Origin of the sequence: Pantoea sp. B_9, from assembly GCF_008632015.1 — a bacterium.
GTDB classification, from domain to species: domain Bacteria; phylum Pseudomonadota; class Gammaproteobacteria; order Enterobacterales; family Enterobacteriaceae; genus Pantoea; species Pantoea dispersa.
Genome location: NZ_VWVL01000003.1, coordinates 481,451 through 504,605, shown reverse-complemented (window position 1 = coordinate 504,605; position 23,155 = coordinate 481,451). Strand labels below are relative to the sequence as shown.

Annotated in this window: 18 protein-coding genes; 6 read left to right on the top strand and 12 right to left on the bottom strand. The window is 59.1% G+C overall.

Going from position 1 to position 23,155, the window contains the following annotated elements; genetic code table 11:
- Positions 1-113: 113 nt before the first annotated feature.
- Positions 114-917, bottom strand: a complete 804-nt coding sequence (locus F3I21_RS12585) for a hypothetical protein (protein WP_058781438.1) — start codon at positions 915-917, stop codon at positions 114-116.
- A 48-nt stretch (positions 918-965) separates the two neighbouring features.
- Positions 966-1,307 carry a gamma-glutamylcyclotransferase gene (locus tag F3I21_RS12580; RefSeq protein WP_150059055.1) on the bottom strand — a complete coding sequence of 114 codons (342 nt, stop codon included), beginning with the start codon at positions 1,305-1,307 and terminating at the stop codon, positions 966-968.
- 214 nt (positions 1,308-1,521) lie between these two features.
- Here F3I21_RS12580 and F3I21_RS12575 point away from each other — a divergent pair, with 214 nt between their 5' ends.
- Positions 1,522-2,541: an MBL fold metallo-hydrolase gene (locus F3I21_RS12575; protein WP_150059054.1), complete on the top strand. Its 1,020-nt coding sequence runs from the start codon at positions 1,522-1,524 to the stop codon at positions 2,539-2,541.
- A 42-nt stretch (positions 2,542-2,583) separates the two neighbouring features.
- Here F3I21_RS12575 and F3I21_RS12570 read toward each other — a convergent pair whose 3' ends face one another.
- Both F3I21_RS12570 and F3I21_RS12565 read right to left on the bottom strand, forming a co-directional pair.
- Positions 2,584-3,120, bottom strand: a complete 537-nt coding sequence (locus F3I21_RS12570; RefSeq protein ID WP_150059053.1) for an RNA polymerase sigma factor — start codon at positions 3,118-3,120, stop codon at positions 2,584-2,586.
- Between the two features lie 5 nt (positions 3,121-3,125).
- Positions 3,126-3,572, bottom strand: a complete 447-nt coding sequence (locus F3I21_RS12565) for a hypothetical protein (RefSeq protein ID WP_150059052.1) — start codon at positions 3,570-3,572, stop codon at positions 3,126-3,128.
- A 173-nt stretch (positions 3,573-3,745) separates the two neighbouring features.
- Between F3I21_RS12565 and F3I21_RS12560 the strand changes: the two genes are divergently transcribed.
- Positions 3,746-4,330 carry a TetR/AcrR family transcriptional regulator gene (locus F3I21_RS12560; RefSeq protein WP_150059051.1) on the top strand — a complete coding sequence of 195 codons (585 nt, stop codon included), beginning with the start codon at positions 3,746-3,748 and terminating at the stop codon, positions 4,328-4,330.
- Positions 4,331-4,340: 10 nt separating this feature from the next.
- Here F3I21_RS12560 and F3I21_RS12555 read toward each other — a convergent pair whose 3' ends face one another.
- Both F3I21_RS12555 and F3I21_RS12550 read right to left on the bottom strand, forming a co-directional pair.
- Positions 4,341-7,847: a response regulator gene (locus F3I21_RS12555; protein WP_150059050.1), complete on the bottom strand. Its 3,507-nt coding sequence runs from the start codon at positions 7,845-7,847 to the stop codon at positions 4,341-4,343.
- Complete coding sequence (locus F3I21_RS12550) at positions 7,847-8,470, bottom strand: response regulator (protein WP_150059049.1); 624 nt, start codon at positions 8,468-8,470, stop codon at positions 7,847-7,849. Before F3I21_RS12550 ends, F3I21_RS12555 begins: the two co-directional genes overlap by 1 nt.
- Positions 8,471-9,289: 819 nt before the next feature.
- On the opposite strand from F3I21_RS12550, the gene F3I21_RS12545 reads away from it, so the two are divergent.
- From F3I21_RS12545 to F3I21_RS12535, 3 genes are all read left to right on the top strand, one after another.
- Positions 9,290-12,598, top strand: a complete 3,309-nt coding sequence (locus F3I21_RS12545) for an autotransporter outer membrane beta-barrel domain-containing protein (RefSeq protein WP_150059048.1) — start codon at positions 9,290-9,292, stop codon at positions 12,596-12,598.
- A gap of 290 nt (positions 12,599-12,888) precedes the next feature.
- Entirely contained in the window at positions 12,889-15,954 is a 3,066-nt protein-coding gene (locus tag F3I21_RS12540) for an autotransporter outer membrane beta-barrel domain-containing protein (RefSeq protein ID WP_150059047.1), read from the top strand.
- A 73-nt stretch (positions 15,955-16,027) separates the two neighbouring features.
- The gene (locus F3I21_RS12535; RefSeq protein ID WP_150059046.1) at positions 16,028-16,453 is read left to right on the top strand and encodes a thiol-disulfide oxidoreductase DCC family protein; all 426 of its coding nucleotides are present in this window, start codon (positions 16,028-16,030) and stop codon (positions 16,451-16,453) included.
- Here F3I21_RS12535 and arsC read toward each other — a convergent pair.
- From arsC to F3I21_RS12520, 3 genes are all read right to left on the bottom strand, one after another.
- Positions 16,450-16,878, bottom strand: coding sequence for an arsenate reductase (glutaredoxin) (arsC, locus tag F3I21_RS12530; protein ID WP_136547786.1), 429 nt, complete (start codon positions 16,876-16,878; stop codon positions 16,450-16,452). The genes F3I21_RS12535 and arsC overlap by 4 nt on opposite strands.
- Positions 16,879-16,895: 17 nt before the next feature.
- Positions 16,896-18,179: an arsenic transporter gene (locus F3I21_RS12525; RefSeq protein WP_150059045.1), complete on the bottom strand. Its 1,284-nt coding sequence runs from the start codon at positions 18,177-18,179 to the stop codon at positions 16,896-16,898.
- Between the two features lie 69 nt (positions 18,180-18,248).
- The gene (locus F3I21_RS12520; RefSeq protein ID WP_021509466.1) at positions 18,249-18,602 is read right to left on the bottom strand and encodes a metalloregulator ArsR/SmtB family transcription factor; all 354 of its coding nucleotides are present in this window, start codon (positions 18,600-18,602) and stop codon (positions 18,249-18,251) included.
- Between the two features lie 348 nt (positions 18,603-18,950).
- On the opposite strand from F3I21_RS12520, the gene F3I21_RS12515 reads away from it, so the two are divergent.
- Positions 18,951-20,246 carry an MFS transporter gene (locus F3I21_RS12515; protein ID WP_150059044.1) on the top strand — a complete coding sequence of 432 codons (1,296 nt, stop codon included), beginning with the start codon at positions 18,951-18,953 and terminating at the stop codon, positions 20,244-20,246.
- Here the strand turns inward: F3I21_RS12515 and F3I21_RS12510 are convergent.
- From F3I21_RS12510 to F3I21_RS12500, 3 genes are all read right to left on the bottom strand, one after another.
- Positions 20,243-21,142 (bottom strand): LysR family transcriptional regulator, encoded by a 900-nt coding sequence (locus tag F3I21_RS12510; RefSeq protein WP_058775038.1) that lies wholly within the window; start codon positions 21,140-21,142, stop codon positions 20,243-20,245. The two genes, F3I21_RS12515 and F3I21_RS12510, sit on opposite strands and share 4 nt — an antisense overlap.
- Before the next feature lie 142 nt (positions 21,143-21,284).
- The gene (locus F3I21_RS12505) at positions 21,285-22,400 is read right to left on the bottom strand and encodes a M20 family metallopeptidase (protein WP_150059043.1); all 1,116 of its coding nucleotides are present in this window, start codon (positions 22,398-22,400) and stop codon (positions 21,285-21,287) included.
- A complete protein-coding gene (locus F3I21_RS12500; protein WP_150059042.1) occupies positions 22,400-23,155 on the bottom strand; it encodes a glutamine amidotransferase in 756 nt (251 codons plus the stop codon). The genes F3I21_RS12505 and F3I21_RS12500 overlap by 1 nt, the downstream gene beginning before the upstream one ends.

Here is a 23,155-nt window from a genome sequence, read left to right as displayed (position 1 = left end):
GTTTGCAGGTTTCCTTATGTTTGCAGGAAACCGACTATAGTATACGTCCAGACGTCTGTACATCCGTGTGCGGTGCGATCGCCTGGTATTTATCCAGCGCGGCTGTGTAAGCGCTATGGCTGTGGATGTTGCAGACAGGCCAGATAGCGACGGCCCGACTGCTGTACTGCCTCATCGGCACGCGCGAGAATTTCGCGGCCGGCAAACGCGCCGTACAGGCGCGTAAACTTCACGCCCTGCAACCGCTGCAGCATGGCTGTCACCGTGGCGCCAGCCAGCGGTAGCATATTGGGATAGCTCCACATAAACGAAACCGCACTGGCACCGGGCGTTACCTGCAAAATATCGCCGCTCAGCAGCACGCCGCCGTCGTGCGCCCAGTGCAGCACCGTGCCGCCGGCAAAGTGGCCGCCCAGACGTAACAGCCGCACGCCCGGCAGCAGATCACAGCTGTCGCCGTGCCAGGGCTGCAGACGGGGCGATGCACGCATAATCCACTCGCTGTCGCTGGCGTGCAGATACACCGGCGCGTCGAAGGCGTCGGCCCAGTCCTGCATGGTGCTGTAATAGTGGGGATGGGAGATGGCGATGGCGTGCAGGCCGCCGAGCGCACGCAGCAGCGTGACGGTGGCGTCATCCAGATGCGCGATGCAATCCCACAGGATATTGCCGTGCGGCGTTTGCAGCACAATGGCGCGCTGGTTAATGGCAAAATCCGGTACGGTTTGCAGGCTGAGCAGCCCGGGCTCCAGCTGTTGCCACTGGTTTTGATGCGAGGCGCGCAGCGCAGACTGATCGATCCACTGCTGCCCGCCGGGCGGCACAAACTGGCGTTCATCCTGACAAATGCGACACTGCGTAAGGGCAGGTTGCTGCTGCTGATAAGACGTGCCGCAGGCGGTACAAATGGTGATCATGGCTTCTCCTCACAGTCCGGTGAGGATCAGTGTAGGCAAGGTGCGAGGTTAGCGCGCGGTGTCCTGCTGTGGCTGCAGCTGATAAATCCACGCCGTCCGCTGCTGGCCGTCGGACGTAGTGACCTCGACCGGCACCCGTTCGTAACCATCCTCAAACTCATCCAGCATCGGCCAGTGCAGCGCCAGCCGATCCGAGATGAACAGATAACCCGGCACGCGCGCGCCGTGCTCATCAAGTACGATGCCGGGAAAATCGGCGGCCGCGCCCCAGCCGTTGGCATAGTAAGTGCCGGCGACCGTCCCTGCCAGCCACTCACCGCCGATGTTTTCCAGGATATGCGCATTGCACTGGCCCGGCTGCAGCGTGCCGTAAACGAAAAGCGTGTTCATTTTCCCTCGTAAAATCATGCAAAAGCGTTACTTTACCTGCCTGCTACCGCCCTGTCATCCGCCAGGGAAAGGCCACACCGGCAGCGAAATTCTGCGTTACCGGTTGTGCGATGGCTCGTAATGTGAGGACGCGCGCGGCATAAAACGGTTAACGTAGCCGCAGATGTTTACCGCTGCTGCCAGCCAGCTTTCTCATTTTCGAGGTATCCGCGCTATGTTGAAGGGTTCCAGCCTCTGCCGGGGGGCAATCAGGGAGTATCCGCACTCCGCTCAGTTTGATGGCAAAAAGTTTCGCAATGTCCAGCCGCGTCAGTCGCTGAGCTTTGGCGACTACCGCAAAATGCTGTGGGATTTCCTGTTCAATAAACCCAAAGATACCCAGCCGCCGGCCGCGCTGCCGGTGCAGCCCATCACGGCCGCCGCGCTGGCACAGGCCGCGCCCAACAGCGTCTTTCGCCTCGGCCACTCTTCGCTGTTGCTGAAGCTCAATGGCCAGTTCTGGCTGACCGATCCGGTGTTCGCCGAGCGCGCGTCGCCCTTTAAGCGACTGGGACCAAAGCGCTTTCAGCCAGCGCCAATTGCCGTGGCCGATCTGCCGCCGATCGAAGGCATTATTTTGTCGCACGACCATTACGATCATCTCGATTACCACACCATCATGCAGCTGAAAGATCGGGTGAAGCACTTTCTCACGCCGCTCGGCGTCGGCGATTTGCTGATTAAGTGGGGCGTTGCGCCAGAGAAAGTCATCCAGCTCGACTGGTGGCAGTCGCGGGATATCGGCGGCATCCACTTTGTCGCGACGCCGTCGCAGCACTTTTCCGGCCGTGGCCTGTTCGACAGCAACAAGCGGTTGTGGTGTTCGTGGACGCTGATTTCTGACCAGTTCCGCCTGTTTTTTGGCGGTGACTCCGGTTACTTCGACGGTTTCAAAGCGATTGGCCGGAAATACGGCCCGTTTGATGCGGCGTTTCTGGAAAATGGCGCTTACGATGCGCGCTGGGCCGACATTCATATGCTGCCGCAGGACACGTTGCGCGCGTTTCAGGACCTCAACGCGCGCTGGCTGTTTCCGATTCACAACGCGGCGTTTGATTTAGCTTTTCATCACTGGGACGATCCATTTACCCAAATCGTCCAGCTGGCGGCAGAGCATCAGGTTGCACTGTGTCTGCCGATGCTGGGCGAGGGCATTGATCTGTTACAGCCGCAGCCCACCGCGGCCTGGTGGTAAAGCACGCAACCCGATGGCCATTTGGCTATCGGGTCGCGCTGGTCAGGCCGTGAGTTCGTCGTACAGGCTGCGCAGCCGGGTGCGCAGAAACAGAACCGCTTTATGTTTGCGCGACAGCAGCGCCTGCACGCTGTCGCCGCTTTCGGCGGCCAGATCCTGATAGCTGAAGCCGAGCAGCTCGGTCTTTTCAAATACCTCGCGCTGCGCAGCAGGCAGTTCCGCGAGCGCATCGTCCAGCTCTTCCCACAGCAGCGTTTTCAGATACTCATCCTCCGGCGTCTGCGCCACGCCAAACAGCGTTTCGGCAATTTCATCTTCGGGAAAATCCTCGTCTCCGGCGGCGTTGAACAGCGAGAGTTCGCGTTTTTTTCGCGATCGATCGGTGATCTCGTTGCGCGCGGCGCGAAACAGCCAGGCGCTGACGTTCTCCACCGGCTGTTCCACCTGCAGCAGTTTCCAGCTGATCTCCTGCAGGATATCTTCGGCCTCATCGTGCCGCTCGCTGCGGCCGCGAATAAAGGCGCTGAGTTTCGTGCGGCAGGCGGCGAGGGCCGCCAGCAGCCGCGAATCCTGCGGCATGCTGTTTACTCTGCATCCGGGGATTTGGCGGGCGCATCGTCCGCGGGCGGGCGCGGATCGTCACGCTGGCTGCGGCGATCGTGCCAGTCACAGCGTCCGCCATGGTGACCACGGCCGCCAAACCGCTCGCGCCGCTGCTGCATAAAGGCTTCGCGCTGCTCCGGCGTCATCTGCATCCAGCGTTCATGCATGCGGCGACGCGCCATGCCAAACATACCGGGATGGAAGCCCAGCCCGCCGAACAGGATGCGACACAGCACCAGCAGTCCCAGCGCCTGCCAGAAGCCAATACTTTTTACGCCGGTCAGTTCCGGCAGCAGGGCATTCCACAGCGACATCACCAGCAGGCCAAGGGCAGCAAACAGCACCACGCCGAGCAGCAGCGGTTTCGCCATGCGGTGATGACCAAAGCGGTGACCACGGGGATGCTGATGCCTGTCAAAATCTCTCATTGGGGTTCCTCATTACGGTAATAAACAGGGTTGGTGATGAGGTAGACGAATCAGCGACGAAAATATTGCTGAAAAAATGAAAAAAGTGCGTGCTGCACGCCAGGCCGCTGGCTTGACTTCTTCCCTGCCTGCCAGTAGGTTGACCGATCTCTGTTGTACTACCGGATTGCGTTATGACTGCCCGTTCCTCTAAAGCCCGCGAAATCATGGCCTGCACCCGCCAGTTGCTCACTGCCGGCGGCTATAAAAGCTTTAGCTATGCCGATATTGCCGCCCAGGTGGATATCCGCAAGGCCAGCATTCACCACCATTTTCCCGGCAAAGCCGATTTGGTGAAAGCGGTGGTAGAGGAATATCGTGCTGAAGCGCAGGCGGGCATGCAGGCGATGGATGAACAGATCAACGATCCGCTGAACGAAGTGAAAGCTTACGTCGATTACTGGGCGCACTGCATTAAAGAGGGGGCTTCGCCTTTCTGCATCTGCGCGATGCTGGCGGCGGAAATGCCCACGCTGCCGCCGGATGTCGCCACGGAAGTCAGCGGCCACTTCAGCGATCTCTCCGGCTGGTTAGCGCGCCAGCTGAGTAAAGGCGCCGCCAGCGGCGTTTTCCAGCTCAGCGACAGCGCCGAAAACGAAGCCAAAACGCTGATGGCCAGCGTGCACGGCGCGATGCTGGCGGCGCGGGCATTTAATAACGCCGGGATGTTTGAGCAGATTACTCATCCGCTGCTGCATAAGCTGATCAAAAACGCCTGACGGCGTGCAATCAGTGCGCGCCGGCCTGGGCGGATGTGGTTTGCTGACGCAATGAGGCTTCCATCCTGTCCACCAGCGTTAGCGCTTCCCGTAAATGCAGCAGGATAATTTCCCTGTCTTCCTGCATTTCCGCCAGCTCTTCCAGCATCTCGCACTGCTCCGTCAGCTGACGGATGCCGGTGACGCGCAGCGATCCGGTGATGCGATGAAACAGGCTGGCGGCAGCCGCGAGATCGCCGCTTTGCACCACGTCAATTGCCTGCGTCAGATCGGTGCGTGCTTCATTAATCACGATGTCGAGAAAATCCGCGATCGCGCCGGGGCTGTTGGGCATATATTTCTCGATTTCGGCGATATCCACCCAGTCAGAAAAATCATCACTGACCGACAGCGCGCTGGCGCTGTGAATCTGGCTCAGAATGGTGGTTAACTGCGCCAGTTTAACCGGCCGGAACACGCACTCGTTCATGCCCGCTTCGAGGCAGCGCTGACGCTCCGACTGCTGCGCGTTGGCGGTAATGCCGATGATGTAGGTGCTCTTATCTTCCCGGCGGATGTTGCGCGTCATATCCAGACCGTTCATCACCGGCATATTGCAATCGGTAATGATCACATCCGGCTTCTGCTGCCGCCACTGCGCCAGGCCTTCTTCACCGTTGTTCGCTTCGCGGAAACGATGACCTAACAGCGTTAGCTGACGCGAAATCAGCAGGCGGTTGGCCGGATGATCGTCAATGATCAGCACATTCAGCGCGACCTGCGGCGCAGCGGGCAACGGTTCTGCGACCGGAGACGGCAGCGGGGTAGCGATATCACGCACGCTGACCGGCACGGCGACGTTCAATACCGTGCCGACGCCGGGTTCGCTCTCCAGAGAAATGCTGCCGCCCATCAGGCGGGTGATCTCCTGACAGATAAACAGGCCCAGCCCGGTGCCAGCGTTATCCGACAGGCCCGCCTGTTCGAACGGGCGGAACAGCGCATTTTGCGCTGCTTTATCGATGCCGCGTCCGGTATCGGCCACCTGGATCCGCAGCTCGGTATGGCTCTCAAGCGGCGTCAGACCCACCGTAACCTTCACTTCACCCTGATCGGTGAACTTGACGGCGTTACCCACCAGATTAGACAGCACCTGGCGTACGCGGCTGGCATCGCAAAACAGATCGTCATCGCCGACCGGTAGCATCAGGTTCAGGTTGATGCCTTTTTGCCGCGCCAGGCCGTCGAAGGCACAGATCACCGGACGCACCAGCGCATGCAGGCTGACCCACTGCGGCTGCAGCGTCATGCGGCCGGACTCAATCTTCGCCATATCGAGAATGTCGCCGACGATATCCATCAGGCTGACCGCCGCTTCGTGCGCTACGCGAATCAGTTCGGTATCGGCGCGACCTTCCTGCGTCTGCAGTTCCAGCAGGCCAATCACCGCGCTGAGCGGCGTGCGAATTTCATGGCTCATGGTGGCGAGGAAGTCGCTTTTGCTCTGGCTGGCCAGCTCGGTGGCTTCGCGTGCCAGCGAAAGATCTTCCAGCAATTGCAGGTAGTCGGTGACATCCTGCCAGCCGCAAATCAGCCCGCCGCTGCCGACTTCATCGCCGGTGTACGACGTCATCCAGTGGCGGATATGGCGCTTCTGCCGCCCGTCATCAATAACAAATTCTGCTTCTTCCGGAATGTCGCCGGGCTGGATGTTTTTGTCGATCTGCTGCCACACGTGATACAGCGGATGGCGACAGTCATACAGCGAATAGCCCAGATGGGTTTGCTCTTCCGGGGTGAAAAACTGGGTAAACGCCGGATTGGTGTGCACGATCATCCCGTCCAGCGAGGCCACATAAAACGGCCGCGGCGGACCATTGATCAGGCGATCGCGCAGCTGAATTTCCTGGCGCAGCAGCGCTTTGGTGCGGCGCGTTCGTTTGACCTGCCGCATCAGCAGCACCGCCCAGACAAAGGTGACGGCGATGATAGTGGCTGCGCCCAGCGCGCCGACATAAAACTCTTTACGGTACAGCTTCCAGGTGTCGAAATGCGCGGCGGGCGTCGCCTGCCAGTGGGTTAATACATCGGTCATCATGCCGGCCGGAATCGCGGCCAGCGCTTTGTTCATGATGTCCTGCAGTTCCGGTTCGCTGCGGCTGACGCCAAAAGCGATAGCTGCTTCCTGCGCCGGTTTCAGCTCGGTTAACCGCAGTTTGCCGGGATACAGACCTTCGGAGAGATAGCGCGCGCCCACCAGCGTATTAATGGTGGCGTCGGTTTGCCCATCCGCCACCCACTGCATCGCCAGGCTGGGATTGCCAACATAATCGACTGACACATCAGGATATTTTTTCAGGAACCAGTGGGAGGCATCCTGCTCGCGCACCAGCGCGGCGCGTTTTGGCGGCGCATCCTGCGCGGCCGTGTTGGTCACCAGCACTTCCGGCGTGAACATAAACGGTGTGGTCATCAAAAACTCACGACTGCGCTGCTGACTCCAGATTAGCGGTGCGGCGATGGCGACATCACCATGTTTCATACGGGCAGCAAGATCGCGGCTGTCACTGATCTCCACAAAATTGAAGGTAATGCCGGTGCGCATTTCAATCAGGTTGAGCAACTCCGGCACGATACCTGTGATCTCACCCTCACTGTTTTTGATAAAGAACGGCGCCACCAGGTCCGTGACCGCCATGTTGATTTGGTTATGAGTTTGTAACCAGGCCTGCTCGGTGGGCGTCAGCGCCAGCGGCGTGGTGACGAAGCGCGTGATGTTGGCGATGTCCCAGCGTGCGGCGATGATCTCACCGGCCGCGTGGCGCTGCAGGGCGTCAAACGCAATGCGCATCGCCCGCGCCAGCACGTGTTCTTTACTGTTGACCACAAAGCGATACGGCGAACTGAGATCGGGCAGAATGTGATTGATGGTTAGCGTATTCAGGTAGTTGCGTTCAATCAGGTAATAGGCTTCCACCGCCGGCACATCGGCATAGGGCAGGGTGCCCATCGCGACCTGCGGCAGCTGGCTGTAGGGAGAGGTTATCGCCGGACCGGGTAAAAACTCCTGACCGGCCAGCGGGTTACTGCTGCTGCGCACCACCCGAACCGGGCTGGCTTTCAGCGCGGTTACGCTGATAGTGTCGTTTACATGCGCCGGCACCGCCTCACCGGCCGGTACAAATATCATATCCAGCTCTTCGCGCGCCAGCGCGGCAAAGGCTTCGGGCGCGGTGTCATAATGTTTGACGCGAAAACTGATACCCAGGCTGTGCAGCGCAGCGTAAGCCGCATCGGGAATGTAGCCAAACACTCTTCCTTCAGGATTGGTGCGCAGCATCGGTGGCCGATCCGGCCCATAGATGCCAATCACGCTGTCGCGCTTTTGCCCCAGCCAGTGCCAGTCGCTGTCATTGAGCATCGGCGCGGGCAGCGCCGGCAAATCGTTGGGCTGATAATTAAGCTGCTGCACCGCCGCGCGCAGTGGGGCGACCAGCAGCAGCGCGCAGCACAGCGCGCACAGGAAAAAAAGTCGCATCAGTTAATCTGGTTCCGGCGGGTGAAATCGAGTAAATCCTTTTGATTTTTCAGCGATAACTTTTCCATCAGTCTGGCTTTATAGGTGCTGACCGTTTTATTGCTGAGCTTCATGCGGTTGGCAATTTTGACAATCTCGGTGCCTTCACCGAGGTAACGCAGCACTTCATATTCGCGATGCGACAGCAGCAGCAGTTTGTCGCTGTCCTGCACCAGCTGATCGCCCTCTGCCTGGTGACTCAGGCGCAGCGGGAAAAAACCATAGCCGGACAGCACCGCGTCGACGGCGTGGGTCAGATCATTGAGGTTGTTTTTTTTGCTGATAAAGCCATTGGCACCGGCTTTTTTACTCTCGTAAGCGTAAAATTCCGCGTTTTTTCCGCTCATCACAATCACCGGGATTAATGATCCGGCGGTGCGTAGGTTTTTAACCGCTTCAATACCACCAATGCCGGGCAGATCAATATCAATAATTGCCGCATCGGCACCTTTCTCTTTGACCAGGCTAAATATATTGTCGCCGTCGCCAGTCTCTGCTGAAACACGATGTCCGGCATTTTCCAGCACCAGCCGTATCGCCACGCGCACAATAGGATGATCATCCACAATAACAAAGTTAGCCATACGTACTGCCTTTCTCTTAATTAATCTGAGCACGCTCATTCAAAAGCACACTTATATAACGGCATCTTAATCAACTCAAGACCATTCTGTTTGCAGGCATTTATTTTTAAATGTAGTCCATAACTTACAGTTGATTTCTGATTGTCTTATTTACAACGTTTCAATCTGTACTGCGACTTTTCTGCATAGCACAAAGATTATTCACCAAAGATAAACGACGCCAGTTACCCGAACTTAAGCGCGAAAGATTAAATGTTTGTCAATCTGTTCTGGTTTTAGTTGCTAAATATCCTTCTCACATTAATTTATTATAAATCAACAGCCTATGTGGAATTTCTGGTTCGTGATTGTTGTGACTTTGTTAAATGATGTATTAACGGGTAAATGATTTATTTAGAGGTTTAGCTGTTTGTATTGCATTTAAGTTGCGCCACATGCGTATTGAATTCTGATCAATTTAATAAACGTAAAATTAACCGTCCGGCATTCTGCCTTGCGCGGGTGGAATTCGTGCTTATTCTTTCCCGGCCAGATTTGTGCTGATGCATGGTTTTTAACTCATTTAAATTTATCGGTTTAGTAAACTGTAGTCCTTAGCCTACGGCGTAATGTGATTTTTTTATTTATCCCGAAGGGAAAGTTTTGAGACAGGTCTTAGATCAGATAAGACCGGTCTCAACGTTAGAATTCAGCCAAATCCGGTTGCTTTAATCATTTCTCAGCGCGATGCGACAGAAAAATAACCTGTTGCAGTGCGGCTGTTTTACCCGTTAGGTCATTCCGCTGGTGGAGCGACATAACCTGAATCAGGAAAAAAGCATGAACAAAAATTATCGTGTTATCTGGAATTATGCCCAGCAATGTTATGTCGTGGCCTCGGAACTGGCGCGCGGTAAAGTGAAATCATCGCGTTCAGGAAAAACGGCAAATAAAGCCTTATTCATCAGCGGCGCGCTCGGTTCAGTGCTGCTGCTGGCCGCTTCACCGGCGGCGCTGGCGGCAAACGGTGCGACTGCAACCGGCCCGGAAGAAACCCTGAATCTGAGCAACCAGACACTGCAGGCGACGGGCAAAGATCATCACGGGCTGCTGGTTGAGAACGGCGCAAAGGCCAGCGCCACGGATGTGAAGGTATTGACCGATGGCACTGATGGCTACGGTGTATTCTCCACCCTGGCGTCTTCGGCCATTGAGATGACGCACGGCAGCGTGCAAACCACGGGCGACGGCGGCTACGGCGTGGTCGCCAGCCTGACCGGCACATTGAAACTGGATGGCACCCGCGTGGAAACCACGGGAAAAACTGCCTACGGCGCCTATGCCTCTTCGGCCGGGATCATTAACAGCCTGAACGCAGATTATGTCACCCACGGCGACGGTGCCTATGGTGTTTACTCTCGTGGCACCGGTTCACTGATCGATATCGCAGGTGGCAGCGTCACCACCAGTGGCACTAAGGCTTATGGTCTGGTGGCGGGTTCCGGCGGCAGTATGACAGCGGATGGCGTAAATGTGGTCACCCATGGCGACCAGTCCTTTGGTGTTTTTGCTAACCTGGCCGGGACAAAAGTTACGCTGGCAGGCGGAGCAGTAACCACCAGCGGCTCCAACGCTTACGGTCTGGCAGCGATTTCCGGTGGCAAAGTCAACGCCGGCGGCGTGCAGGTTGCGACCAGCGGGCAGGATGCCCACGGTCTGTACGTTGGTGGCTCGGGGATGATGACCACCTCAGATGCTCACGTCAGCACTTCTGGCCGGAATGCACACGGCGGCTACGCCAGTGGCGAGGGTTCTGTGCTGAACGTGGACAATAGTACATTTGTAGTCAGCGGCGCAGGCTCCAATGGCCTGAATGCAGACGCAAAGTCGACGCTCAATGCCTCAAATTCTCAGATAGACGTCGCTGGCAGCGGCTCGGGCGTGATCGCCAATGATTCCGGAACGGTGCTCAGTCTCTCTGACAGCCGAATCAACATTGGTCGCAATGGCGGATACGCCGCATTAAGCTATAACAATGCAATCATCAACCTGAAAAACGTCGATATTACCACTGATGCAGACAATGCAGCCCTGTCTTCAGGTTTTTCAGCCAATATCGATGCTGAAAATGTTTTCGTACAGGCGCGCAGTGGCGGTTATGGTCTTGAGGTGCAGGATGGCAGCACATTTACAGGAAATAATATCACCATTGATAAAACGGGGTCTGATGCGGAAGGTTTCAATGCTGCAATTAATGTAGTGGGTTTAGTCAATCCGGATTTACTCACCAGTGTTTACCTGACGGATTCGAACATTACCGTTACCGGCGATAATGCCACCGGCATTGTCTCCAAACAACAGACCACGCTGGCGGATATTAAACTCGCCAACACCCGTATCACCGCCACCGACGGCACCGCCGTTAACGTGCTGACCGGCACCAGCATGAATATCGACGCCGACAACTCGGTGCTGAGCGGCAGCACGCTGCTGAAAACCGGCTACAGCACCACCGCTGGCGCGACCGCGGGCTCGGTGGTACTGAACGGCAGCAACCACTCGCTGTTCATCGGTGACGTGGACATCGACCGCAGCCAGACGCAGGACAGCCAGATCAACCTGAGCGGCAGCTCGGTGTGGACCGGCGCGTCCAGCGGCCTGCAGACGCTGACGCTCAGCGACAACAGCCAGTGGAACATCATGGACAACAGCAGCGTCGATGCGCTGACCGCAAATAACAGCGTGATCAACGTGGCGCACAACACCGCGAACTTCACGGTGCTGACCGTTAACGGCAACTACACGGCAGATAACGCCACGCTGGTGATGAACGCGGCGCTGGGCGGCGACACCTCGGCCACCGACCGGCTGCACGTGCTGGGCGACGTGAATGGTAACACTGAGGTGGCGGTGAACAACGCCGGCGGCAGCGGCGCGCAGACCATTCAGGGGCTGCAGCTGATTCAGGTGGACGGCGCGGTCAACGGCGACTTCCGCAAGAAGGGCCGCATCGTGGCCGGCGCCTACGATTATGACCTGGTAAAAGGCCGCGGGGCCGACGGCCACAACTGGTATCTGGTAAGCGACAAAAACGGCAGCGATACTCCTCCGGCTGAACCGGACCCGGAGACCACGCCGGGCGAAGGCGCGGGCGGGGACATCATCGCGCCGCCGGCGGAGCTGCACAACATGATTGTGCGCCCGGAAGCGGCCAGCTACAGCGCCAACATCGCGGCGGCCAACACGCTGTTCGCCACCAGCATGGACGACCGCCCGGGCGTCACGCAGTACACGGACGCGAACGGCCGGCAGCAGCACACCCGCCTGTGGCTGCGCAACAGCGGCGGCCACAACCACCAGAAAGACAGCAGCGGCCAGCTGAAAACCGACACCAACCGCTACGCTATCCAGCTGGGCGGTGACCTGGCGACCGGCACGCTGCACGGCACGGACAGCCTGCGCCTCGGCGCGATGGCCGGCTACGGCAACGCGCAGAGCAAATCGCGCTCGGCGGTGAGCGGCTACCAGTCGCGCGGCCAGGTACACGGATACAACCTGGGCATTTACGGCACCTGGCAGCAGAACGCGGCCGGGCGCAGCGGTGCGTTTATCGACAGCACGCTGAGCTACAGCTGGTTCGACAACAGCATCAAGGGCGAGGATATCGGCGAGGAGTCCTACAAATCGAAGGGCATCCTGGCGTCGCTGGCCGGCGGCTACAGCGCTGAAGTGGCAAAAATCACCGAATCGACCGGCTTCTGGCTGCGCCCGCAGGCGATGCTGAACTGGCAGGGCGTGAAGGGCGATGACCTCACGGAAGGCAACGGAACCCGGGTGCACGGCACCGGCGAAGATAACCTGCAGAGCCACGCCGGCGTGCGCGCCTCGCTGCGCTCCGCGCTGGACCAGGGCCGCAGCGTGGAGCCGTACGTGGAGGCCAGCTGGGTACACAACACCCGCGCGCTGGGCACCTCGATGAACGGCGTCACTATCCACCAGGCCGGCACGCGCAACGCCGGTGAGCTGAAGCTGGGCGTGGACGCCACGCTCAGCGCTAACGTCAACCTGTGGGGCGGCGTGGCGCAGCAGCTGAGCAGCCACAGCTACAGCGACACCAGCGCCATCGCCGGCGTGAAAGTCAGCTTCTGATGACAGACGGCTCCCGCAACGGGGGCCGTTTTTTTATCCCCGCCATTTACCCTCGCCCTCAGCAGACTTCTTCTGCAGCCAGGTTTTCTCCGCTGCATTGCACGATTTATTGATTCTGAACATAGCGCGACAACTTACTTTTTGTAGTCCGGCGACTACAGCCGCCTGCCGGTGCTCTCATGTTCACCCCCTGACGATTTTGCGAAGATTTTTTCATCGGCCATTTCAGGCTGAACGGCAGAAAGAGAGTTAAGCCGCAAGATTTTGATTGAATCCGGGTCAGGAAAATTATGAACAAAAGTTATCGCGTTATCTGGAATTATGCCCTGCAATGTTATGTCGTCACCTCTGAACTGGCGCGCGGCAAAGTTAAATCATCCTGCTCCGGCAAACCGGCGAATAAATCAATACTGGCCGGCGGCGCGCTGGGATCGGCGCTGCTGCTGGCCGGTTCACCGATGGCGCTGGCGGCCAACGGTGCGACCGTCAACAATCCGGCGCAGCCGGTGGAGCTGAATAAGCAGACGCTGCAGGCGACCGGCGACAAATACTACGGGCTGCTGGTGCAGAACGGCGCAAAAGCCACCGCTACCGACGTGACCGTGCTGAACGCGGGCACCAGCGGCTACGGTGTGTTTTCTACCGCCGGCTCTGCCTCTGCGGAGATGACGCGCGGCAGCGTGACCACCAGCGGCGCGGGTGGCTACGGCGTGGTGGCCAGCCTGACTGGCGCGGTGAAAACCGACGGAACGAAAGTGGAAACCTCCGGCCAGACTGCCCACGCCGCCTACGCCTCTTCTGGCGGTATCATTAACAGTACGGATACTGACTATATTACCCACGGCGACGGGGCGTACGGTGCTTATTCCCGTGCCACCGGTTCACTGATCGATCTGAGCGGCGGCAGCATCACCACCGGCGGCAGCAAAGCCTATGGTCTTCACGCAGGCTCCGGCGGCCAACTCAATGCCAGCGGGGTGCAGGTCATTACCAGCGGGCAAAATGCTCATGGTGCCTACATAACCGGCGAAGACTCTCAGTTAAGAGTGGATGGCAGCACGATTGAGACCCGTGGGCAGGGAGCAAATGGATTAAATGCAGATGGAAAATCAACGCTTGATGCTACTAATACTGCAATCAAAATCACCGGAAGCGGGTCAGGCACCTCAGCTTCAGGCGCAGGGACAGTGCTCAACCTCTCTGACAGCCAAATCGAAATGGGACAGGGTGCAGGAAATGCCGTTCTGAATATATTGAATAGTACAACTAATCTTAAAAATGTTGAGATTCTCACTGACTCCAGCTACTCAGCACTGGCAAGCGCGTTTGGTGGGACGTTAAATAGCGACGATATCAGTGTGAAGGCGCGCAGCGGCGGTTACGGTATTGAAGTTCAGGATGGCAGTACCTTCAGCGGTAAAAATATTACCATTGAAAAAAGCGGTACAGATGCTGAAGGATTTAATGCGGCCATCAACGTGCTGAATTTATATTATCCGGATGCACATAATACGCTTTCCCTGAACGATTCCGCTATTAATGTCTCCGGCGAAAGCGCCACTGGTATTGTCTCCAAACGACAGGCCACGCTGGCGGATATTAAACTGGCGAACACCGCCATCACCGCCACCGAGGGCACCGCCGTTAACGTGCTGACCGGCACCGACATGCACATCGACGCTGATAACTCGCTGCTGAGCGGCAGCACGCTGCTGAAAACCGGCTACAGCACCACCGAAGGCGCGACCGCCGGCTCGGTGGTACTGAACGGCAGCAACCACTCGCTGTTCGAAGGCAGCGTGGACATTGACCGCAGCCAGACCACCGACAGCCAGATCAACCTGAGCGGCAGCTCGGCATGGACCGGTGCGTCCAGCGGCCTGAATACGCTGACGCTGAATGACAACAGCCAGTGGAACATTACCGGCGACAGCAGCGTTGATGCGCTGAGCGCCAGCAACAGCACGCTGAACTTCACCCACGACGGGTCTGGCTTCAGCACCCTGACGGTGAACGGCAACTACAGCGGCGACAACAGCACGCTGGTGATGAACGCGGCGCTGGGCGACGACCACTCCGCCAGCGATAAGCTGCACATCCTCGGCGACAGCAGCGGCAGCACCGACGTGGTGGTGAACAACGCCGGCGGCAGCGGCGCGCAGACTATTCAGGGCCTGAACATTATTCAGGTGGACGGTGCCAGCAACGGCGAGTTCCGCCAGAAAGGGCGTATCGTCGCCGGTGCCTATGACTACAACCTGGTGAAGGGCGCGGATCAGCACGGCTGGTATCTGGTGAGCGATAAAAACGGCAGCGAACCCGATCCGGTGGTGACGCCGGGCGAAGGCGAGAGCGGTGAAGTCGTCGAGCCACCGGTGAGCCAGCACAACATGATCGTGCGTCCGGAAGCGGCCAGCTACAGCGCCAACCTGGCGGCGGCCAATACGCTGTTTACCATCAGCATGGATGACCGTCCGGCTGAAACCTTCTACACCGACGCGAACGGCCAGCAGCAGAGTACGCGCCTGTGGCTGCACAACAGCGCCGGCCACAGCCGGGTGAAAGACAGCAGCGGCCAGCTGAAGTCCGACACCAACCGCTACGCCATCCAGCTGGGCGGCGACGTGGCCAGCGGCACGCTGACCGGCAGCGACAGCCTGCGCCTGGGCGCGATGGCCGGCTACGGCAACGCGCAGAGCAAGTCGCGCTCGGCGGTGAGCGGCTACCAGTCGCGTGGTCAGGTGAACGGTTACAGCCTTGGCGTGTATGGCAGCTGGCAGCAGAACGCGGCAGAGCAGAGCGGCGCGTTCGTCGACAGCGCGCTGAGCTATGGCTGGTTCAACAACAGCGTGAAGGGCGATGACATCGGCCAGCAGTCGTACAAATCCAAAGGCATCAGCGCGTCGCTGGCCGGCGGCTACCGCGCCGAAGTGGCAACGCTGAGCGACAGCACCAGCCTGTGGCTGCGTCCGCAGGCGCAGCTGAACTGGCAGGGCGTGAAGGCGGACGACGTGAAAGAGCAGAACGGCAGCCGCGTGCAGGGCACCGGTCAGGACAACCTGCAGAGTCGCCTCGGCGTGCGCGCCTCGCTGCACACGCTGCTCGATCCGCAGTCGCACAGCGCCATCGAGCCGTACGCTGAGGCCAACTGGCTGCACAACAGCAGGGCGTTCGGCACCGCGCTGAACGGCGTCAACATCCAGCAGGCGGGCACGCGTAACGCCGCCGAGGTGAAGCTGGGCGTGGACGCGCGGCTGAACGCGAACGTCAACCTGTGGGGCGGCGTGGCGCAGCAGCTGGGCAATCACAGCTACAGCGACACCAGCGCGGTGGCGGGCGTGAAAGTCAGCTTCTGATAAGTGACATATAATAGAACCGGTGGGGCGCGTTGCCTCACCGGTTTTTTTGTATCTGCCATGCGGAGGTCAGGTGTCATTATCCGTGCAACCCGAGTCCGGCCAGCCGATCATTCTTTATGATGGACAATGCAAGCTGTGCAATGCCTGGGTGATTTTTCTGCTGCGCCACCGCCTGCCGCGCGATTATCACTTTGCGGCGATCCAGAGCGCGCGCGGCAAACAGCTGTTGCAGCACGCCGGATTACCGCACGATAACATCCGCACCATCGTGTTACTGCGCGATGGGCAGCACTGGCTGCGCGCGCAGGCCATCTGTCGCATTATGCACTCGCTGCCCTGGCCGTGGCGCGCCTGTGGCGTTTTGCGTTACCTGCCGGACGGGCTCACTAACCTGATCTACAACCTGATTGCCCGCAATCGCTATCGCCTGTTTGGCCGTTATGACCAGGTGCACGCGATTGAAGCAGATTATCCCGGACGATTTCTGACCGACTAAAGACTGACGCGCCGGCCCTGCGCATCAATCACCACCTCACCATCCTCTTTGGTAAACGGACCGCGCTGCGCATCGGGCAGGATATCCAGCACCTGCTCAGAAGGACGGCACAGACGCGTTCCCAGTGGCGTCACCACTATCGGGCGGTTGATGAGAATCGGCTGCGCCAGCATGGCATCCAGCAGTTGCTCATCGCTCAGCGCTTCACGTGCGGGCCCCAGCGCCTGCCAGGCGTCGGTGTTTTGGCGCACCAGCGCGCGCAGGCCAATCCCCATGGCATCGATTAATTGCTGCAACGTTTCACGCGTGGGCGGCGTAACCAGATAAAGCACAATGGTGGGCTCGACGCCGCTGTTGCGAATCAGTGCCAGCGTATTGCGCGAGGTGCCGCAGTCCGGGTTGTGATAGATCGTAATGTTAGTCATTGTCAGTCTCTAAACGGTCAAAGGGAAAGGCGCAGCGCCAGCGCTGCCAGCGTCACGGCCAGCACCGGTAACGTCAGGGTGATGCCGACGCGAAAATAGTAGCCCCAACTGATGCGAATCTCTTTTTGCGCCAGCACGTGCAGCCACAGCAGCGTTGCCAGACTGCCAATCGGGGTGATTTTCGGGCCCAGATCGCAGCCGATAATGTTGGCGTAAATCATCGCCTCGCGCACCACGCCGTGCGCCGTGCTGGCATCAATCGCCAGGGCGCCCACCAGCACCGTCGGCATATTGTTCATGATGGAGGAGAGCAGGGCGCTGAAGAAGCCCGTGGCAAACGTTGCGCCCCACAGGCCGGTTGCAGAAAAACTATTCAGCAAGCCGGTAAGCCAGAGGGTCAGCCCGGCGTTGCGCAAACCATACACCACCAGGTACATGCCGAGCGAAAACACCACAATCTGCCACGGCGCGCTGCGCAGCACTTTACCCGTATCAATCACCGGACCCCGCCGCGCCACCAGCCACAGCATCAGTGCGCCTGCGGCGGCCACGGCACTTACCGGTACGCCCAGCGGCTCAAGGGCAAAAAAGCCAGCCAGCAATAAGAGCAGCACCAGCCATCCCGCGCGGAAAGTAGCTCGATCCCGAATTGCCGCCGCGGGCGACGTCAGCCGGGCGCAATCGTAGCTGAGCGGTAGCTCTTTGCGGAAAAACAGATGCAGCATCAGCAATGTCGCCAGTACTGCCGCGAGCGTGACCGGCACCATCACGGCGGCGTAATCGCCAAAGCCGAGCCGGAAATAGTCGGCCGAGACGATGTTAACCAGATTGGACACCACCAGCGGCAGGCTGGCGGTATCGGCGATGAACCCGGCCGCCATGACAAACGCCAGCGTGGCCCCCCGGCTGAAACCCAGCGCCAGCAGCATCGCGATCACGATAGGCGTCAGAATCAGCGCGGCGCCGTCATTGGCAAACAGCGCGGCGACTGCGGCGCCCAGCAGGATAATAAAGGAGAACAATTTCTTACCGCTGCCACCGCCCCAGCGCGCCACGTGCAGCGCCGCCCAGGCAAAAAAACCGGCCTCATCAAGCAGCAGGCTGATAATGATCACCGCGATAAAGGTGGCGGTGGCGTTCCAGACAATCTGCCACACCGCCGGGATATCGCCGGGATGCACCACGCCCGTCAGCAGCGCCAGAAGCGCGCCGGCGCTGGCACTCCAGCCAATGCCCAGCCCGCGCGGTTGCCAGATCACCAGCAGTAAAGTAATGGCGAAAATAGTCCCTGCCAGCAGCATGTTTCCTCCGGAAAGTCAGATTGTGTTCGTTTCATATATGGTAAATCGAATATGTATAGGTAAAATTTTTTACAGACACACCGCCCGGCCATCGGTGGTCAGCTGGTCGCGCTGCACCGGCAGCAGCAGGGCATGGATCGCATCGCGCTGGCATTGCCATGCCTGTTCGATCACCGTCGCTGCCCACACCGGCATATGCGGCGAAAGGCGATAGTGGATCCACTTGCCGTCACGACGATCGCTCAGCAAACCGCTGTTGCGTAGCAGCGCCAGATGGCGGGAAATCTTCGGCTGCGGCAGTTGCAGGATGGCAGACAGCTCACACACGCACAGCTCCTGACGTTCTTTCAGCAGCAGCACCAGCGTCAGACGCGTCTCGTCGGAAAGGTTTTTAAACAGCTGCAGTGGCGTTAACGGCGACATAATCCCTCCTGGATGGAAAGCCAACAGTGTGGTGCGGCGACGTGATGAAGTCAACTACATATGCGAAAAAAGAGATGTGTTTATCCTGTGATGCGCCAGGCTCACGGTGAGCGGCTTGAAGCTGGTCACAAATCTGTATTGTGGTGCCCGCGGGCCTGAGCGGAGTAAAAACGGGGCTGGCTTTGTTAACTCATTGTTAATATTGAGGGCGGCCCGTTGCCGGCAGCGATTAATGCGTAAGACGCATCACGCCATGCATTTATTGCGCTTATTAACCTTAACGTTCTGATCCAGTCTTCCGAAGCAGGCGCGATTGATAACAGCGCCAGGGACAAACTGGAGATACTTATGCATTCCTCTGCCTTACCGATGACCACCCGAGCCCGGGTTGGCGCTATTTTTCGCGTCACCTCCGGCAACTTCCTCGAACAGTTCGATTTCTTCCTGTTCGGTTTCTATGCCACCTATATCGCGCACACCTTTTTCCCCGCCAGCAGCGAATTCGCGTCGCTGATGATGACCTTTGCGGTGTTCGGTGCCGGCTTCCTGATGCGGCCGATTGGCGCGATTGTGCTGGGCGCTTATATCGATAAGGTTGGCCGGCGCAAAGGGCTGATCGTCACGCTGTCGATCATGGCGGCGGGCACCTTCCTGATTGTGCTGATTCCGTCGTACCATTCGATTGGCCTGTGGGCGCCGCTGCTGGTGCTGATTGGTCGTCTGCTGCAGGGCTTCTCGGCCGGGGCAGAACTGGGTGGCGTGTCGGTTTATCTGGCAGAGATTGCCACACCGGGGCGCAAAGGTTTCTACACCAGCTGGCAATCCGGCAGTCAGCAGGTTGCCATCATGGTCGCGGCCGCAATGGGCTTCGCGCTCAATGCCGCGCTGGAGCAGAGCACCATCAGCGCCTGGGGCTGGCGTATTCCGTTCCTGTTTGGCTGCCTGATCGTGCCGTTTATCTTTATTCTGCGTCGCCGTCTGGAAGAGACGCAGGAATTCAGCGCGCGCCGTCATCATCTGGATATGCGTCAGGTATTTAGCACGCTGTTACAGAACTGGCCGGTGGTGATTGCCGGAATGCTAATGGTGGCGATGACCACCACCGCGTTCTACCTCATTACCGTCTATGCACCTACCTTCGGCAAAAAAGTGCTGATGCTGAGCGCCTCGGACAGCCTGCTGGTGACGCTGCTGGTGGCGATCTCCAACTTTATCTGGCTGCCAATTGGCGGTGCGCTGTCGGACCGCTTTGGCCGTAAACCGGTGCTGCTGGCGATGACGCTGCTGGCGCTGGCCACCGCCTATCCGGCACTGACGCTGCTGGCGCAGACGCCGACCTTCAGCATGATGCTGAGCGTGCTGCTGTGGCTGTCGTTTATTTACGGCCTGTATAACGGTGCGATGATCCCGGCGCTGACTGAAGTGATGCCGGCAGAAGTGCGCGTCGCCGGTTTCTCGCTGGCCTACAGCCTGGCAACCGCGCTGTTTGGCGGCTTCACGCCGGTGGTCTCTACCGCGCTGATCGAATACACCGGCGACAAGGCGTCACCGGGCTACTGGATGAGCTTTGCGGCGATTTGCGCGCTGCTGGCGACGCTGTACCTGTATCGCCGCCGCGCGCTGACGTTGCAAACCGCGCGTTAAGCGTGCTGAGACTGTTCGATAATTAGCTTTTCCAGCTCCGCAGCGACGTAAGATTGCATACGTCCGCTGCGGCGAATTAGTCCTACCGAACGGGTGACCTGCGGATCGGTCAGCGCCAGCTGGCGCAGCAGTGGATGCCCGTTCGCCGGCATCGACATCGCGGGCACGGCAGCAATGCCGATGCCCGCTTCTACCATCCCCAGCAGCGTCGTGACATGGCGCGTTTCGCAGATACTTTGCCGGGCGGGCGTAAGATGCGCCAGCGCACTGTCCAGCAGATTGCGGTTACCGGACACCTTATCCAGCGCCACATAATCCTGCGCAAAATACTCCTGCCAGCTGAGCTGCTGGCGCGTCGCCAGCGGATGATCGTGGCGACAGGCGGCGACGTAAACATCTTCCACCAGCGGCGTGAAGGTGAGCTCCGGCGGTAAATTGCGCGCAAAGCAGATACCGAAATCGGCCTGTCCGCTGCTCACTGCATCCATCACGTTTCCGACGCTGCTATCAATCAGCTTGATGCGCACGCGCGGGTAACGCGCCTGAAAGCGGCGGATCACCTCCGGCATAAAATAGTAAGCGCCTGAGGGCACGGTAGCGACGGTGATCAGGCCAGTGCGATCCTGGCTGGCGCGCTCGACGTCGGCCAGCATCGATTCGACATTATCCAGCAACTGCTCCGAGCGCTGAGCAAAGTTCTGGCCATACAGCGTCAGCGTGACGCGCCGCGTGGTGCGGTCAAACAGCCGGGTGCCGAGCGCCGCTTCCAGCTTCTCAATTCTGCGGCTGAGCGCTGACTGCGAAAGGCAGATGGACTCCGCCGCCAGACGAAAGTTGCCGTACTCCACTAGCGCGCGGAAGGCGTAGAGATCGTTGAGGTCAAAATTGACGGGCATAACCGCGACTATCCTGCGTAATAACGCCAGCACAATGCGCCGCTGACGTTAAAAAGTTGTTATAGCCGACGAGTGTAACAGGCTGCTGCGCGTTTCCGGCGGTGCAGAGGGAAAAAATCCGTTTTTAGCGCATCAGCGGCACTCAGCGCATCCAGTCAGCAATGAGCTGCCCGTAAATCTGCTCAGCCTCGCTCAGACGGCTCACCAGGCAGTATTCATCAGTCTGATGCGCCAGCGTCGGCTCACCGGGACCGAGAATAATGCAGGGCGGATCGCCGAGCGCCGGCAGCAGCAGCGAGGCATCGGTAAAATAGGGCACGATACGCGCTTCCGCAGGTTGCTGCGTCACGGCTTCGCAGGCACGGTACACCGACTGAATCCACTGGTGCCGCTCCGGGCTCAGCACCGCCGGCAGATCGACCAGCGTGCTGATATGCACGGTGTCACCGAGAAAGGTCGCCAGCTGCTGGCGAATCACTGCGTGTTGCAGGTTGGGCGCGCTGCGGATATCCACATCAAACGCGGCGCGGTCCGGCACCGAGTTAATGTTGAGGCCGCCCTCAATGCGGCCGACGTTCAGCGTCGGCTGTTTCATAAGCGGATGCGGCGCGCCCGGTGAAAAGTGACGAATCTTACCCAGCGCATCGGCCGCCAGATAGATGGCGTTGATACCCAGCTCCGGCATGGCGCCGTGCGCGGTTTTGCCACGCGTTTCGCAGCGCAGCCACAGCGCGCCTTTGTGGCCGATCACCGGCTGGTTGGCGGTCGGCTCGCCCACGATCAGCGCGCCAACTTCAGGCAACTGCCCGGCCGCGATCAGCGCATGGGCACCGTGGCAGCCGGTCTCTTCACCGCCGGTCAGCAGCAGTACCACGCCGCGCCCGGCGGCAATCGCCGCTTTGTGCTGCACGCAGGCCAGCACAAACGCCGCTACCGCCGCTTTCATATCGCTGGCGCCGCGCCCGTACAGCCGGTCGCCATCAATGTCGTGACCAAACGGATCAAACTGCCAAGGCTGATTACCCAGCGGCACGGTGTCCAGATGGCCGGTAAAGGCCAGCCGTTTGCCCGGCATCTGGCCCGGCAGGCGGGCGATCAGGTTGGCGCGCTGCTCGCCAAACGCTGTCAGTTCGACCACGAAGCCCTGCTCCTGCAGCCACGCGGCGAGGAATTGCACACAGGCCAGCTCATTGCCCGGTGGATTGATGGTATCAAAGCTCAGCAGCTGCTGCGCCAGAGGCAGTGAGCGCGCTGGCATCAGTCACGCTCCGTCAGCCAGTCGAGGCAGTTGATCCACAGCTGGCGATAGCCCGGCCAGCGGCTGAACTCTTCCGGCAGCCAGTGGGCTGACATGTCACTGGTCCACACCAGCGAGCGGCCTTGCTGATATTCGCGCACCGCCAGCAGCGGATGACCGGTGCCCGCCACGGTGGCCAGCAGCGTGCCTTCCGGCTGCATCTCTACTTCGTTGTAACCGAGCAGCCACGGCCAGTCGCCGGGAAGATCGGTAACCACTTTGTGTGACGTTGTCACCTCAGCATAACTGCCTTCTGGCGTTTCGATGCGATCATCCCAGGCCAGACAGCGCACCGGCAGCACTTTCTCCACCAGCGTATTGCGATAGCGTGCGCCGCCGTTAATCCCCTGAAAACTGTAATAGCCGCCTACCATCATCAATGCGCCACCCGCGGCAACATAGTCGTGAATCAGCGCCAGGCGATTGGGCGTACGCCGGCTTTTCAGCCAGGTGTCCGGATGCAGCAGCAGGGTATTGGCACCGATATCGGACAGAATAATCACGTCCCAGCGCTGCAAATCCTCCAGCGTCTGCGGAAAATCAGTGGCGGCGGCGTGAGCCGGCATATGCGTGACGGCATAGGCGCTCTCCTGCAGCGCAGCGAGAAAATCCGCCGCACCGCTGTGCCAGGTGGCGGTAGCAAACTGATCAAAGCCTTTTACGTGCATTGCGGTACTGGTCCAGGATTCACCGACCAGCAAGACGTTCTTTTGCAT

Coding starts and splice junctions, on each gene's coding strand:
- F3I21_RS12585 (WP_058781438.1), bottom strand. CDS start 917: ATGATCACCATTTGTACCGCCTGCGGCACGTCTTATCAGCAGCAGCAA.
- F3I21_RS12580 (WP_150059055.1), bottom strand. CDS start 1,307: ATGAACACGCTTTTCGTTTACGGCACGCTGCAGCCGGGCCAGTGCAAT.
- F3I21_RS12575 (WP_150059054.1), top strand. CDS start 1,522: ATGTTGAAGGGTTCCAGCCTCTGCCGGGGGGCAATCAGGGAGTATCCG.
- F3I21_RS12570 (WP_150059053.1), bottom strand. CDS start 3,120: ATGCCGCAGGATTCGCGGCTGCTGGCGGCCCTCGCCGCCTGCCGCACG.
- F3I21_RS12565 (WP_150059052.1), bottom strand. CDS start 3,572: ATGAGAGATTTTGACAGGCATCAGCATCCCCGTGGTCACCGCTTTGGT.
- F3I21_RS12560 (WP_150059051.1), top strand. CDS start 3,746: ATGACTGCCCGTTCCTCTAAAGCCCGCGAAATCATGGCCTGCACCCGC.
- F3I21_RS12555 (WP_150059050.1), bottom strand. CDS start 7,847: ATGCGACTTTTTTTCCTGTGCGCGCTGTGCTGCGCGCTGCTGCTGGTC.
- F3I21_RS12550 (WP_150059049.1), bottom strand. CDS start 8,470: ATGGCTAACTTTGTTATTGTGGATGATCATCCTATTGTGCGCGTGGCG.
- F3I21_RS12545 (WP_150059048.1), top strand. CDS start 9,290: ATGAACAAAAATTATCGTGTTATCTGGAATTATGCCCAGCAATGTTAT.
- F3I21_RS12540 (WP_150059047.1), top strand. CDS start 12,889: ATGAACAAAAGTTATCGCGTTATCTGGAATTATGCCCTGCAATGTTAT.
- arsC (WP_136547786.1), bottom strand. CDS start 16,878: ATGACTAACATTACGATCTATCACAACCCGGACTGCGGCACCTCGCGC.
- F3I21_RS12525 (WP_150059045.1), bottom strand. CDS start 18,179: ATGCTGCTGGCAGGGACTATTTTCGCCATTACTTTACTGCTGGTGATC.
- F3I21_RS12520 (WP_021509466.1), bottom strand. CDS start 18,602: ATGTCGCCGTTAACGCCACTGCAGCTGTTTAAAAACCTTTCCGACGAG.
- F3I21_RS12515 (WP_150059044.1), top strand. CDS start 18,951: ATGCATTCCTCTGCCTTACCGATGACCACCCGAGCCCGGGTTGGCGCT.
- F3I21_RS12510 (WP_058775038.1), bottom strand. CDS start 21,142: ATGCCCGTCAATTTTGACCTCAACGATCTCTACGCCTTCCGCGCGCTA.
- F3I21_RS12505 (WP_150059043.1), bottom strand. CDS start 22,400: ATGCCAGCGCGCTCACTGCCTCTGGCGCAGCAGCTGCTGAGCTTTGAT.
- F3I21_RS12500 (WP_150059042.1), bottom strand. CDS start 23,155: ATGCAAAAGAACGTCTTGCTGGTCGGTGAATCCTGGACCAGTACCGCA.